The sequence below is a fragment of the Moraxella sp. RCAD0137 genome, assembly GCF_002894025.1.
GTDB classification, from domain to species: Bacteria; Pseudomonadota; Gammaproteobacteria; order Pseudomonadales; family Moraxellaceae; genus Moraxella; species Moraxella porci.
Genome location: NZ_LTCC01000004.1, coordinates 84,660 through 99,602 on the forward strand (window position 1 = coordinate 84,660; position 14,943 = coordinate 99,602).

The 14,943-nt window shown below is 47.8% G+C and carries 12 protein-coding genes and 3 tRNA genes; 11 read left to right on the forward strand and 4 right to left on the reverse strand.

What is annotated here, in order from left to right; genetic code table 11:
• Positions 1-54: 54 nt before the first annotated feature.
• Positions 55-1,281 carry an Mrp/NBP35 family ATP-binding protein gene (locus tag AZ602_RS04835; protein WP_103033949.1) on the reverse strand — a complete coding sequence of 409 codons (1,227 nt, stop codon included), beginning with the start codon at positions 1,279-1,281 and terminating at the stop codon, positions 55-57.
• 175 nt (positions 1,282-1,456) lie between these two features.
• On the opposite strand from AZ602_RS04835, the gene queA reads away from it, so the two are divergent.
• Both queA and tgt read left to right on the forward strand, forming a co-directional pair.
• The gene (queA, locus tag AZ602_RS04840; protein WP_103033950.1) at positions 1,457-2,530 is read left to right on the forward strand and encodes a tRNA preQ1(34) S-adenosylmethionine ribosyltransferase-isomerase QueA; all 1,074 of its coding nucleotides are present in this window, start codon (positions 1,457-1,459) and stop codon (positions 2,528-2,530) included.
• Between the two features lie 89 nt (positions 2,531-2,619).
• Complete coding sequence (tgt, locus tag AZ602_RS04845; RefSeq protein ID WP_103033951.1) at positions 2,620-3,783, forward strand: tRNA guanosine(34) transglycosylase Tgt; 1,164 nt, start codon at positions 2,620-2,622, stop codon at positions 3,781-3,783.
• A 45-nt stretch (positions 3,784-3,828) separates the two neighbouring features.
• On the opposite strand, the gene AZ602_RS04850 is transcribed toward tgt, so the two are convergent.
• The gene (locus AZ602_RS04850) at positions 3,829-4,206 is read right to left on the reverse strand and encodes an ArsC/Spx/MgsR family protein (protein WP_103033952.1); all 378 of its coding nucleotides are present in this window, start codon (positions 4,204-4,206) and stop codon (positions 3,829-3,831) included.
• Between the two features lie 120 nt (positions 4,207-4,326).
• Here AZ602_RS04850 and leuS point away from each other — a divergent pair, with 120 nt between their 5' ends.
• From leuS to AZ602_RS04895, 9 genes are all read left to right on the forward strand, one after another.
• Positions 4,327-6,957 carry a leucine--tRNA ligase gene (gene leuS, locus AZ602_RS04855; RefSeq protein ID WP_103033953.1) on the forward strand — a complete coding sequence of 877 codons (2,631 nt, stop codon included), beginning with the start codon at positions 4,327-4,329 and terminating at the stop codon, positions 6,955-6,957.
• Positions 6,957-7,460: a hypothetical protein gene (locus AZ602_RS04860; protein ID WP_103033954.1), complete on the forward strand. Its 504-nt coding sequence runs from the start codon at positions 6,957-6,959 to the stop codon at positions 7,458-7,460. Before leuS ends, AZ602_RS04860 begins: the two co-directional genes overlap by 1 nt.
• The gene (gene holA / locus AZ602_RS04865) at positions 7,460-8,491 is read left to right on the forward strand and encodes a DNA polymerase III subunit delta (RefSeq protein ID WP_103033955.1); all 1,032 of its coding nucleotides are present in this window, start codon (positions 7,460-7,462) and stop codon (positions 8,489-8,491) included. Before AZ602_RS04860 ends, holA begins: the two co-directional genes overlap by 1 nt.
• Positions 8,488-8,931, forward strand: coding sequence for a hypothetical protein (locus tag AZ602_RS04870; protein ID WP_103033956.1), 444 nt, complete (start codon positions 8,488-8,490; stop codon positions 8,929-8,931). Before holA ends, AZ602_RS04870 begins: the two co-directional genes overlap by 4 nt.
• A 160-nt stretch (positions 8,932-9,091) precedes the next feature.
• A complete protein-coding gene (locus AZ602_RS04875) occupies positions 9,092-10,423 on the forward strand; it encodes an efflux RND transporter periplasmic adaptor subunit (protein ID WP_103033957.1) in 1,332 nt (443 codons plus the stop codon).
• A gap of 4 nt (positions 10,424-10,427) precedes the next feature.
• Positions 10,428-12,431, forward strand: coding sequence for a MacB family efflux pump subunit (locus AZ602_RS04880; protein ID WP_199174088.1), 2,004 nt, complete (start codon positions 10,428-10,430; stop codon positions 12,429-12,431).
• A 208-nt stretch (positions 12,432-12,639) separates the two neighbouring features.
• Positions 12,640-12,715, forward strand: a tRNA-Lys gene (locus AZ602_RS04885).
• 20 nt (positions 12,716-12,735) lie between these two features.
• Positions 12,736-12,811, forward strand: a tRNA-Lys gene (locus AZ602_RS04890).
• 4 nt (positions 12,812-12,815) lie between these two features.
• Positions 12,816-12,891: transfer RNA gene (locus AZ602_RS04895), tRNA-Asn, on the forward strand.
• Positions 12,892-12,983: 92 nt separating this feature from the next.
• On the opposite strand, the gene purN is transcribed toward AZ602_RS04895, so the two are convergent.
• Complete coding sequence (purN, locus tag AZ602_RS04900; protein WP_103033959.1) at positions 12,984-13,658, reverse strand: phosphoribosylglycinamide formyltransferase; 675 nt, start codon at positions 13,656-13,658, stop codon at positions 12,984-12,986.
• Positions 13,658-14,701, reverse strand: coding sequence for a phosphoribosylformylglycinamidine cyclo-ligase (gene purM / locus AZ602_RS04905; RefSeq protein ID WP_103033960.1), 1,044 nt, complete (start codon positions 14,699-14,701; stop codon positions 13,658-13,660). Before purM ends, purN begins: the two co-directional genes overlap by 1 nt.
• Positions 14,702-14,943: the final 242 nt, after the last annotated feature.

Consider the following 14,943-nt stretch of genomic DNA (forward strand, 5'->3'; position numbering starts at 1 on the left):
CGATCAGCTTTGGGTTTTATTTTTTTCATGTAAATGGCGGATTTAATAACCGCATTAAAAAAATCTGTCCGTCGCTGGCTTGGCAAATTTACCCACCCGATCCATCACCGCATGAGCAATATCCAAATAATGCTGACCCAAGTGGGCATCATACAGACGCTTAGGCTGCCCCTCATCCATCGATGCACGAATGCTGGCATCCAGTGGCAACTGTCCAAGCAGTGGCACGCCATAGCTTTGAGCCATCTCATCACCGCCACCGTGACCAAAGATGGCTTCGGTATGGCCACATTGGCTACAAGTATGCAGCGCCATATTTTCTACGATACCCAGTACTGGAATATTGGTCTTATTAAACATCTCAATGCCTTTTTTGGCATCAAGCAGTGCAATGTGCTGCGGCGTGGTGACAATCACCGCCCCCGTCACAGGGATGCGCTGTGCCAAAGTCAGCTGAATATCTCCCGTCCCTGGTGGCATATCGATGAGTAGATAATCAAGCGTCGGCCAGTTGGTCTGATTGTACAGTTGCATCAGTGCGCCAGTTGCCTTGATACCACGCCATGCCACAGGCGTCTCATCTGAGTTAATCAGATTGCCAATCGACAGAACCGCCAGCCCATCGGCATTGATCGGTACAAACTGATCATGCTCCACCTGTGGCTTGATACCCGATACACCAAGCATCGCAGGAATCGATGGTCCATAGATGTCTGCATCTAACACACCCACCTTTTTGCCCAGCTTTTGCAGTGCCAGTGCCAGATTGACCGTCGTCGTAGATTTACCCACACCACCCTTGCCTGATGCAACCACCACGATGTGTCTGATGCGTGGATGGGCAACAAGCTCACTTTGCTTTGGTGCAGCTTTGGCAGGCTGATTCTCTGCTTGATGGGTCGGGATGGTATCCGTCTGCTGCTGAGTTTGCGGCTGATAAGACTGCACCACTGATTGTGAGTTTGGTGATGGATTTGTGGATTTTGGCGAAGTCTTGGGTGCATCTTTGGCATTGGCGATACTTTGCTCAGCGATCGATACATTGATGTTCACTTCGGTCACACCCATCGGATACAGTGTCTGCTGCAGGACATGATATTCACGCTCAAGCTCAGCAGTATCATCACTCATGCCAATACGCATATTCATCGTCAAGACATCGCCATCGAGCGTGTGATCCACCACAAAATTCATAAATGGCTGACCATACAGCGTTTTGGTATCTAGCACAGCTTGCACTTGTTCATCTAAAGGTTTTTTCTTTTTAAATAAATTAAACATAATCACCTGATTACTCGGATAATTCCGAGAAAATTACTCAAGATTTAAAATTACTGTCAATTTTAGCATAAATCACAACAAAAATGATGAATTTTGGCACTTGTACAAGCAAACTATCCCTAGAGTAAACGGCTTATTTTTGGTACAATAATCATTTTTATTTATGAATACCCCCATGAGCCACACCGACCAACCTGTACTCATCAGCGATTATGACTATGACTTGCCAGAAGCACTGATCGCACGCCATCCGCTTGACCAGCGTAGCAGTTCACGCCTTTTGTATGTGGCAGATGGCGTCATCAGTGATCGGCAGTTTACCGATTTGGCAGAGCTATTAAAAGATGGCGATTTGTTGGTGCTCAATGATACCAAAGTCATGAAAGCACGCCTGCATGGTCAAAAAGCCACTGGCGGCGTGGTTGAAGTACTGGTCGAACGCCTACTGCCTGATGAAGTTGGTCATCCGCCCCATCGTGCACTGTGCCATGTACGCTCAAGTCGCTCGCCCAAAGCCGGTCAGACGCTCAGTCTAGCTGATCACAAAATGCACGCCACCGTGCTTGGTCGTGAAGAAAATCTGTTTATCCTAGCCTTTGACGCACCCATTTTGCCTGACTTGGATCGCTATGGTCAGATGCCGATTCCGCCTTATTTTGAGCGGGATGCTGATGAGATGGATGATGAACGCTATCAAACGGTGTTTCATGACCCTGCCAAGACAGGCAGTGTTGCCGCACCCACAGCAAGCCTACATTTTGATGATGACTTATTAGATAAACTAAAACAAAAAGGCGTTAAAACTGCCTTTGTCACACTCAATGTCGGTGCAGGGACTTTTGCCCCAGTCAAAGCAGACGATGTGCGTGATCATGTGATGCATTCAGAATATGCACACCTACCCAAAGAAACTGCCGAGCTCATCAACCAAACCAAAGCCAATGGCGGTCGCATCATCGCTGTCGGCACGACGGTCACTCGCACGCTTGAGACAGCGTATTTACATCACAAAGATGGCAAGCTGATCGAATATGCAGGCGATACCAATATCTTTATTTATCCGCCATATCGCTTCGGCGTGGTGGATTGTTTGGTGACCAATTTTCATTTGCCAAAATCAACGCTACTGATGCTGGTTTCTGCCTTTGCAGGCATTGATTCTATCAAAAAAGCCTATCAGCACGCCATTCATCACAACTATCGCTTTTTTAGCTATGGCGATGCGATGTTTTTGGAAAAATCGGTTTAGGCTTTTCGCTTATTTATTATTTATAAATTTGGCATCAGCCAAGAAAGTGTGCATGATGCTTTAATCCAATTAATCATTTAGAGAAACTTATGAAATTTACCCTACATAATACCGATGGCGGTAACAATCACGCACGCCGTGGCACAGTACATCTGGCACATGGCGATGTACAGACCCCTGCTTTTATGCCGGTGGGCACTTATGGCACTGTCAAAGGGATGTTACCACGTGACATTCATGGCATCGGTGCCGATATCATCCTTGGCAATACCTTTCATCTATGGCTACGCCCTGGCATGGATGTCATTCGTGAATTTGGCGGTTTGCATAAGTTTATCAATTGGGATAAACCAATTTTGACCGACTCGGGTGGCTTTCAGGTATTTAGCCTAGGTGCGATGCGTAAAATCAGTGAAGAAGGCGTGGCGTTTCGCTCGCCTGTTGATGGCGCTAAGGTGTTTTTAAGCCCTGAAACTTCGATGCAAATCCAAAATGATCTCAATTCTGACATCGTCATGCAGTTCGATGAATGCACGCCCTATCCTGCAACACATCTCGATGCCCAAAAATCACTTGAGTTGTCACTGCGTTGGGGGCAACGATGCATCGATGAACATCAGCGTCTAGGCAACAAAAACGCCCTATTTGGCATCATCCAAGGCAGTATGTACAAGGATCTACGCGAACAATCGCTCAAAGGTCTTTTAGATATGCCATTTGACGGCTATGCCATCGGTGGTCTGTCGGTGGGTGAACCAAAAGATGAAATGATCGGCGTACTCAACTATCTACCTAGCGCCATGCCAAGCGACAAGCCACGCTACTTGATGGGCGTCGGTAAGCCAGCTGACATCGTCGAAGCAGTACGCCGTGGCGTAGATATGTTTGACTGCGTCATGCCGACACGTAACGCACGCAATGGACATTATTTTGTCACAGGTAATAGCGAAAACAAAGGCATCGTCCGCATCAAAAACAGCCAATATCGCACCGATTTGGCACCACTTGATGAGCACTGCGACTGCTACACCTGCCAAAACTTCAGCCGTGCGTATCTGTATCATCTGCACAAGTGCAAAGAGATGCTCTCAGCACAGCTCGCCACCATCCACAACCTACGCTACTATCAGCGTCTGATGGCAGATATTCGCAAAGCAATCGAAGAAAACCGCTTTGATGAGTTTGTGGCTGATTTTTATGCCAACTGGGGCATGGCAGTGCCTGAGTATGACAAAGACGCACATCAGCTTTGATGCCAAAAAGCGCCGTCACACTGATGGCGCTTTTTTTGGGTAGGCTTAGCCAAACACCGCTTGATATTCACCATCATCAAAGCCAATCACAGCCACCTGCTCACCTTGATGCTCACCGATGATGATAGGACGCTTTAGCATACTTTGTTGATTTTTGACAATTTCATACACCGCTTGAAGCTGATCGCTATCCGCCACACCGCCAAGCACTGCTTTGGTGTCATCATCAAGTTTACGGTAAGTAGTGCCTTGCTTGTTGATCACTTTGTCGCCAAAAATACGGACAAATTCGCCAAATTCATTTCCGCTTAGCACCTGCTTTTTATAATCAAAAAAGTCATAGTTCACGCCAAGTTCATTCAGTTTATCAAAGGCTTTTTTCATGGTATTGCAATTTTTGATGCCATAAACCGTGATTGTCATCATATCCCCCAAAGTTTTTTGGTTAAATTTGGCAAATTATAGCAAATTCTTGGCATTTTTCGGTATAATACGATGTTATTTTTCACAATTTAATTTTAATTTGCTATTTTGGATAAAGACATGAAAATTTCTTTAGAAAATTATGATTTTGCCAGCATCGAAAGCCAGTTGCAAGCCCAATGGGACAATGACAAACGCTATCACACCACCAACGAGCCAAGCGATAAACCGACTCGCTATATGCTGTCAATGTTCCCTTATCCAAGTGGCAAACTGCATATGGGTCATGTGCGTAACTATGCCATCACCGATGTGCTAAGCCGTTATTATCGCCAAAAAGGCTATGATGTCATGCAGCCGATGGGTTGGGATGCGTTCGGTCTGCCTGCCGAAAACGCCGCCATCGCCAATGCGGTCGCCCCTGCCAAGTGGACCTTCCAAAACATCGATAATATGCGTGAGCAGCTCAAGGCGTTGGGTCTATCGATTGACTGGTCTCGTGAATTTGCCACCTGTACGCCTGAATACTACCGCTGGGAGCAGTGGCTGTTTTTACAACTCTACAAAAAAGGCTTGGTGTACAAAAAACTTGCCACCGTAAACTGGGATCCTGTGGATAATACCGTCCTTGCCAATGAGCAAGTGGTGGATGGTCGTGGCTGGCGTTCAGGTGCGATTGTCGAAAAACGCGACATCCCGATGTACTATTTTAAGATCACCGACTATGCTGATGAGCTGCTTGACGACCTAAAAACTCTAGAAGGTTATTGGCCAAAACAAGTACTATCAATGCAGCACAACTGGATTGGCAAAAGCCGTGGTATGGAGCTGGATTTTGCTTATCACATCGATGGCAATGACGATGTACTGCGTGTATTCACCACTCGCCCTGATACCGTGATGGGCGTCAGCTATTTGGCAGTGGCTGCTGAGCATCCTTTGGCACAATATGCCGCCAAGCAAAATGAAGCGATTGCACAGTTTTGTGCCGAATGCAAACAAGGCTCGGTAGCAGAAGCCGACCTTGCCAAAGCCGAAAAAGTCGGCATGGATACTGGCCTATTTGCCACCCACCCAATCACTGGCGAAAATGTTCCTGTTTGGGTCGCCAACTATGTACTGATGAGCTACGGCTCAGGTGCGGTGATGGGCGTACCTGCACATGATGAGCGTGATTTTGAATTTGCCAATAAATACAACCTACCAATCACCCAAGTCATTGACTTCAAAGACAAACAAGGTCAATACGACAGCCGTGAGTGGCAAGAATGGTACGGCGATAAAGACACAGGCTACTGCATCAACTCAGGCGTACTCGATGGTCTATCATCAGCTGATGCCACCGCCAAAGTCGAAGAAATCGTCAGTGCCAAAAATCTTGGCAAAGCCACCATTCAATACCGCCTGCGTGACTGGGGCGTGAGCCGTCAGCGTTATTGGGGCTGCCCAATTCCGATGGTGAACTGTGAATACTGCGGTACTGTCCCTGTCGATGAAGCGGATTTGCCAGTGGTGCTACCGACCGATGTCATCCCTGATGGTCGTGGCAATCCACTCAAAAATATGCCAGAATTCATCAACTGCACCTGCCCAAAATGCGGTCAGCCTGCCGAGCGTGAGACAGATACTTTTGATACTTTTGTGGAGTCTAGCTGGTATGCACAGCGTTTTGCCAGCCCACATGACGACACGCAAATGATTGACCGTGCTGCAGCTGACAAATGGCTGCCTGTGGATCAGTATGTTGGCGGTGTTGAGCACGCTGTCCTACATTTGCTATACGCACGCTTCTTCCACAAGGTGATGCGTGATGAGGGCCTGGTGAGCGGTGATGAGCCATTTGCCAATCTACTTGCCCAAGGTATGGTGCTGGCTGGCACGTATTATCGTGAAAATGCTGATGGCTCAAAGTCATACTATTTCCCACATGAGATCGACCTTGTGATGAATGGTACTGAAGTCAGTGGCGCGACACTCAAAGCTGATGGCGAACCTGTCATCATCGGCAAAATCGAGAAAATGAGTAAGTCGAAAAACAACGGCGTCGATCCACAAGAAATCATCGAGCAATACGGTGCGGACACAGTGCGTCTATACACGCTATTCACCGCCCCTGCTGATCAGACTCTCGAATGGTCAGATTCAGCACTCAAAGGCCCGCATAACTTTGTCAAAAAAGTATGGCGTACCGTTGGCGAACATATTGACGCCATCAGCAATAAAGCCGTTGGCGATATCGATAAAGCCAATTTATCAAAAGCTGCCAAAGACCTACGCCGCAAGACACACGAAACCATCGCCAAAATCGATGTCAGCCTAGGTGAGCATTTGGCACTAAATACACCAGTCTCTAGCCTGATGGAGCTGTGCAATGAGATTGCAAGCTTTGAGGCAACAAACGATAATGAGCTGGCAGTACGCCACGAAGCCATCCATGCTTTGCTTGCCATGCTGTCGCTATACGCACCACATGTCGGTGAGTATCTATTGAATGAGCTTGGTGTGGACACTCGCACAGTCACTTATCCAGCTCTGGATGAATCAGCACTGGTGAATGACACCATCACGATGGTCGTACAAGTCAATGGTAAAGTACGCGGCAAGATGGAAGTCGCTGTTGGCACTGATAATGATACGCTGATCCGTGAAGCCAAAGCACTAGAAGGTGTTGCTAAGTTCATCACCGGCGAAATCAAAAAAGAAATCGTCGTGCCAAATAAACTGATCAGCTTCGTGGTGGCAGGTAGCTAATGAAAATCAATCATCTAATCAAAGCAAGCTTAGTTGCGGTGAGTGTCATGACACTGACCGCCTGTGGCTTTGGTCTGCGTGGCGTCGGTAATACTGGCGTGCAACTGGCACCGCATCATACCCAAGTAGCACTGATCACTGACAATGACGCGGTGGCCTTTGCACTTAAGCCCAAGCTTAGCACACAGCTGGCTCAGCTTGGCATCGTAACCGATGACACTGCCAGCCAACACATCAAAATCAGCAACCTGCGCTATCGTGAGTACAAGCTGCTTGGCGTGCTGACCGAGATTCGTTTGGTGCTGACCGCCGATGTCAGCTATCAGCTGACTGACCAAACACACACCCATACCGTGCAAGTCGAACGCAGCTATCAGTACAACGAAGCAAGTGTCGCCACCAGTGATCAACAAGGCGAACAAGCCAAAATCTGGCTGCAAAACAGCCTAGCTCATCGCATCGCTGAACAATACTACACGCTTGGCAGAGTACAGAATCCCTGATGCAGCAGCGATTTTTGGCACTTGCCCAAAGTCTATCCCAAGCACCAAAACAGCTGTGCGGATTATGGCTTGTGCATTCGGATGAGCCATTGGTACTACAGTGGCTCATCGATGCTTGTCGCCCAAGCTGGCAAGCACACAGCCAATTCATCAAACGCATTGAACTCAATAGCCCCAAGCAGTGGCAAGAAGCCATCAATGAGCTGTCTGCCCTATCGCTGTTTGCCGAATCCAGTGCCATCATCGTGACAGGCAAACATAAGCCTGATAATGATACGATGGATGCACTGGCTCGCTTTGCTGATGATGTCAAAGCAGGCAATAGCAGCCATCATCTGATTTGGCTACTACCCAAGCAAGATAAAAAATCCCAAGCCACCAAAGCATTTCGGCTGTTTGATACCCATGGCACCATCATTGATGGCAATATCTATAACGAAAAGCAGCGTCAAGAACTCTTACACTACTGGGCAACACGCCTAAATATGACGCTTGATACCGATGCTTGGCGGATATTGATGAGCCATACCGAGCATGATTTACTCACCGCCTATCAGACCCTGTGGCGATTATCATTCAACCACACCGCACCTACTCAAAGCACGCCGACGCATATTCATAGTGACACTTTGATGACGCTATTGACCGAAGGTGGTAGTTTTAGCGTCTTTGATCTGTCTGATGCACTCATCGCCCAAAATGCCATACAGTCACTCAAAATCCTGCATCATCTTAAGCAAACCGACACCGCGCCCAGCATTATCCTCTGGGCGATTAATAAGGATTTGCAAGCCATTGCAGGTCTACAAGCAGGTAAAGATGCCCAAAGCCTTGGCATTTGGCGAAATAAAGAAAACAGCTATTATCGCCTATCCAATCGCCTAAGCCCGCAGAGTATCAACCATACCATCAGTGATGTGTATGAGATTGATAAAAGCATCAAAGGACTCAGCGATGCCAATGTCTGGCGTCAGCTTGAGCGGTTGATTTTGGGGATTTGTGGCGTGGATGTGCTACAGGTAAGTGTATGAACACACACCCCTTTGCCTTTATAGTGCCAGTGATTGTCTTTGTGATCAGTATCGCACACTTTGTGATCAGTGGTGAACGCCCTTATGGCCGTGACAAACCCTATGCCAATCGCACAAAGATTTTCCAAGAATTTCAACAAGAAATGCCTAAGCTTACCAAAGGCCTGGGCGAACCAACACGCATTTTTCATGCTCACAAACAAGGTGCGGATTTTGTTGGCATCAGCCATTCATATCCCAAGAGCGAAACGCTGACTCAGCTTGTGCACACCAATGCCATCGAACACAACTGGCAAATCACCACCGGTTCTGATGCGACTACGACACTGTACTGCCTCAACCAACAAGAATTACGCATCGAACCCTCATCACTACATCCAAATGATGTCGTCATCAGCTTGTATTTTTATACCAACCCTAAAGACCGCAGCTGTCCATAACACCCATTTATAAAAATTACAAAATTATAACAATTCTCTACATAATTCGCATCTGGTCAAATTCTTCTATAAATAAAAATTGTTATCATTTCGCCCAAATTTCAGTTACACTATGTCTGTTTGTACATCATCATTTTGTAAATCATAATTAGGATAACTCATGTCCGCCACCAAACCCACCGCAAAACCGCTCAAATCCGTGAAATTCAGCCGTTATTTGAAGTGGATTATCCTTGCACTTGTGCTTGCCATCATAGCTTTTTTTGTTTATAAAAAATTCAACCCCACCCAAACCGCACCCGAGTATCTGACAACCACTGTCGAGACAGGCGATATCGAAAACACCGTACTGGCATCAGGTAAAATCAAAGCCATCCAAACTGTCGAAGTCGGCGCACAGGTCTCAGGCGAGATCACCAGGCTGTATGTCGAGATCGGTGATCAGGTCAAAAAAGGGGATTTGATTGCCCAAATCAGCCAAGTCGAACAAAAAAACACCGTCTCAAACGCCCAAGCATCACTATCTCAAGCCGAAGCCAGCCTCAATCAAGCGCGTGGTGATTTGGCAAGCAAACAAGGTGATGTCGCAAGCGCCCAAGCCACCATCGACACTCGCCAAGCTGAACTCAAAAAAGCCGAACAAAGCTTTAATCGCCTAGCAGGTCTCATCGACATCAACGCCATCAGCCGCGAAGAATACGATGAAGCCAGATCAAATCTGGAAGTCGCCAAAGCCGCTCTTGCCACCGCCAAAGCCAATTATCAAAATGCCATCACAGCGGTGAATAACGCCAAACTTGCCATTGACAGCCAACAAGCCGCCATCACCAAAGCCCAAAATGATGTCATCACCGCCCAAGAAGACCTAAGCTACACCACCATTCGTGCGCCGATGGACGGGACGGTCGTCGCCATCAACCAAAAACAAGGCACCACAGTCAATGCCAATCAATCAGCACCGACCATCGTCACGCTTGCCGACCTTAGCCGTGTGCGTATCAACGCCCAAATCTCAGAAGCGGATGTGGTGAATATCACCCCAAATATGCCAGCCCGATTTAACATCATTGGCAATCCCGATCAGCAGTTTGATGCTATCTTAAACGGTGTCGAACCTGCGCCTGAGACCATCAGCGACACCAGTAGCACCGACTCAGCGGTGTATTATATCGGCTACTTAGATGTGGATAATAGCGAGGGTAAATTTCGTATCGATATGACTGCTCAAGTCAATATCATCATCAATGCTGTGCGTGGCGTACTTGTCGTGCCATCATCTGCCATCGAGACCAAAGATGGCAAAAGCACCGTTCGTATCATTGGCGAAGATGGTTTTGCCAAGCCTGTCGAAGTCGAAGTTGGTATCGATAACCGTGTCAATGCCGAGATCAAATCAGGGCTGAGCAAAGGGGATGTCATTGTCATTGGCGAACAAAGTCAAGGACAATCATCCAACCAAAGCCGAAGCAATAACCGTCCACCGATGATGTAAGGCGATGATGATGCAAACACTCAATCCCCATCAAGGCAAGACACCTTTGATCGAAGTGCGTGATTTGGTGCGAGATTTTCCAGCTGGCGATAGCCAAATCCGCATCTTGCACGGCATCAATCTCACGCTGTACCAAGGCGAGATGGTTGCCATCATCGGTCAGTCAGGCTCAGGCAAATCCACTTTGATGAATATCTTGGGCTGCCTTGATAAAGCCAGTGGTGGGCACTATGCCATCTTTGGTCGCTCAGTCGATGAAATGGATACCGAAGAGTTGGCACAATTACGCCGTGAGCATTTTGGCTTTATTTTTCAGCGATATCATCTGCTTGGTGATATCAATGCGCTGGATAATGTCACCGTCCCTGCCGTCTATGCTGGTATGGATACCGCCAAGCGTCGCGCTCGTGCAGCTGAATTACTGACCTCTCTAGGCTTAGGGGATAAAACCCAAAACCGCCCAAATCAGCTCTCAGGCGGTCAGCAGCAACGCGTCTCCATCGCTCGTGCTTTGATGAATGGTGGTGACATCATCCTAGCTGATGAGCCGACAGGTGCACTTGATAGCCACTCAGGCATCGAAGTGATGAAAATCCTGCACGAACTCAAGGACAAAGGCCATACCATCATCATGGTCACGCACGATCCTAAGCTTGCTGCCGAAGCTGAACGCGTGATTGAGCTCAAAGATGGTCAAGTCATCGCCGACTACTACACCGAGCACGCCACCCATCGCACCAACATCAGCCACAGCGACCATTCACGTCAAAAACCGGACACAAAAAATGCCTTATTTGGTTTTTTTGATCGGCTAAAAGAAGCGTTCAAAATGTCGCTGTACGCCATGAAAGCCCACAAGATGCGAACGCTTTTGACCATGCTCGGCATCATCATCGGCATCGCATCGGTGGTCTCTGTGGTGGGTCTAGGTCAAGGCTCACAACAAAAAATTCTAGCCGATATCAATCAGCTGGGCACCAATACCATCACGGTCATCGATGGTTATCCTTTTGGCGATCCACGCCGCAAGTACGGTCATGACAATCTCACCACTGCCGATGCTGAAGCTGTCGCCGCTCAGCCTTATGCCAAAAGCGTCAGCCCACAGGTTGATAGTAGCGTCACCGCTCGCTACAAAAATGTCGAAGCATCCGCCAGTGTCAATGGTGTGGGCAAAGATTATCTGGCGGTCACTGGCGAGAAGCTCGTCATGGGACAAGGCTTCACTGCCGATAGCGTCAATAAGCTCACCCAAGATATTATCTTGGATAATAATGCTTATAAGACCTTCTTTAATGGTGAAGGCAATCCAATCGGTGAGATTATTCTAGTCGGCAAAGTTCCCGGTCAAGTGGTTGGCGTCTTATCCAACAAAAGCACCAGTTTTGGCCGCCAAAACAACACGCCACAGCTTTATATGCCCTACACCACCGTGATGCATCGAATGCTTGGCACAAGCTATATTGATCGCTTTGTGGTGCTGATTGATGATGCGACACCATCGAGCGTCGCCGAGACCGCCATCAGTGATCTGATAAAATCTCGCCACGGCACCGATGATTTTAATATCATGAATACCGATTCTATCCGTCAGACGGTCGAATCCACCACAGGCACGATGACCTTGCTGGTATCGTCCATCGCCATCATCTCACTCATCGTCGGTGGTATCGGCGTGATGAATATCATGCTCGTCTCAGTCACCGAACGCACCAGCGAAATCGGTGTACGTATGGCAGTTGGTGCTCGCCAAAGTGATATCATGCAGCAGTTTTTGATTGAAGCGGTGCTTGTGTGTATTCTTGGCGGCGTGTTGGGCGTGGCGTTTGCCTTTGCCATCGGTGAGCTGATTAATAAATTCGGTGGTGGAGATTTTAGCGTGGTGTATTCACCCTTATCCATCGTGGCTGCTTTTGTCTGCTCAACGCTGATTGGCGTGGTATTTGGCTTTTTGCCTGCCCGCTCGGCATCACAGCTAAATCCTGTGGATGCACTGAGTCGTAATTAATCGCACTGATGGCAGCGTAGGTTTATGATGCGTGGTTAATACTGAAGCACAGCAAATATCATCCAATAAAATCAAGGTCTGGTGTGCTTTTTGCTAAAATTTTGAAAATTTTTGGATTTTTTGCAAATTAATGCTTGCAATCATAAAAATTATGCGTATAATATGCACCACATTAGCGATACGGAGTACCGTATCCGACTAGATAAATGGGTCGTTAGCTCAGTTGGTAGAGCAGTTGACTTTTAATCAATTGGTCGCAGGTTCGAATCCTGCACGACCCACCATTTATCCTAGTATCGCTAACGGGTCGTTAGCTCAGTTGGTAGAGCAGTTGACTTTTAATCAATTGGTCGCAGGTTCGAATCCTGCACGACCCACCATCATTCCCCAATAGCTCAGTCGGTAGAGCATCGGACTGTTAATCCGTGTGTCCCTGGTTCGAGCCCAGGTTGGGGAGCCATATTCGAGAAGCCCTTGGTGATTGCCAAGGGTTTTTATTTATATACGCATCATCACACAAAGCATAAAAAAAGCGCCCTAAGACGCCTTTGATCATTTTTGTGTTTCATGTAGCCAAAATCGTAATGGCAACTTCAAAAGTCCAGTTATCCGCCCTACCTTGATGGCATCAAGCTCCAGCACATTTTTGGCGATCAAATCCAAAGTCGCTGGTACGAGCTGATGCTCAAGCTTTTGTACTCGCTTACCAAGACCCTCAGCGGTATCATGCTCATCGACAGACAGCCAAGCTTGGGTCAATACCTGTCCAGCATCCAGTTCAGGCGTCACCAAATGCACGCTGCAGCCATGATACCGATCACCTGAGCGAATCACTCGTGCATGAGTATCCAGCCCCTTATAGGCAGGCAATAGTGACGGATGCAGATTGATCATCGCACATGGCACGGCATGGATAAACTCAGCTGATAGCACGCGCATAAAGCCTGCCAGCACCACCAAATCAGGTGACCAAGCTTCGATCTGAGCCAAAGCATGCTTTTCAAAGGTGGCGATACTCATACGCTTGCCACTCGGTACATGAGACAATACCGCCACAGGGATGTTGGCAGTGTTGGCTCGGGTGATAGCATACGCATCTTCACGATTGCTAATCACACCGATGATGTCGATGGGCAAGGTACCTGCCTGCATAGCATCGATCATCACTTGCAGATTTGAGCCGCTGCCTGAGACCAGCACAGCGACTTTTAGACGGCGATTGCTCATCAGATATACACCACAGCTTTATCGGTGCGTTCGACGATTTCACCGATTTTCCAGACGGTCTCGCCACTAGCAGCCAGCTCGCTCATCGCTTGCTCAGCCTTGTCCGCAGGGATGGCTAGAATAAAGCCCACGCCACAGTTGAAGGTACGATACATCTCAAGCGTCTCGATGTTGCCGCCTTTTTGTAGCCACTGGAACACTTCTGGCAACGCCCAGCTTGATGTGTCAATTTGAGCAGCCAAGTTCTCAGGCAGTACGCGTGGTAAGTTCTCAGTCAGGCCGCCACCTGTGATGTGTGCCATCGCATGGATATTGGCATTGCCCAGTGATTTTTGCAGCGCATTGACTGATTTGACATAGATGCGTGTTGGTGCCATCAGTGCATCCGCCAATGAACGCTCGCCCAGTTTTTCGTTCGCCACATCTGTACCCGTCACTTCGATGACTTTGCGGATTAGCGAATAGCCATTTGAGTGTGCGCCACTTGATGCCAGTGCAATCAGCACATCACCTTGTTGAACATTGTCGCCTGTGATGACTTCAGATTCTTCGACCACACCAACACAAAAGCCCGCCAAGTCATAATCTTCGTCTTGGTACATCCCTGGCATCTCAGCAGTCTCACCACCGATCAAGGCGCAGTTGGCAAGCTGACAGCCATCACCAATACCTGAGATCACCGTCGCTGCTGTATCAACATCCAGTTTGCCTGTTGCATAATAATCTAAGAAAAACAGCGGCTCAGCACCGCAAACCAGTAGGTCATTGACACACATTGCCACCAAGTCTTGACCGATGGTCTCATGGCGATTCAGCTGTAGTGCCAACTTTAGCTTAGTACCAACACCGTCTGTACCAGAGACCAATAGCGGTGATTTATAGCCAGCTGGGATACGGCACAATGCGCCAAAGCCGCCCAAGCCGCCCATCACTTCAGGGCGAGTCGTCGCCTTTGCCACTGATTTGATACGAGAAACCAGCGCCTCGCCTGCGTCAATGTCCACGCCTGCGTCTTTGTAGCTGAGTGAAGTTTGTTGTGTCATGATTTGCCCTTAGTTGAATTAGCATCAATAAAATTATCAGGTGAATTATACCAAATTTTTGAGCAAAAATATCGTTTCACACGCCATTTTCTGCCAATTGTGACAAACTTCTGCTCACTTTATCATTGTATCGCTAATTTTTGGCATCAATGGCATCACTCTTTACCGGCTATCAGTAGATCGGCGCGGTTGATGGTTAAGCAAGGTCATCATAAAGATGGGATTTTATCATTACCAGACTT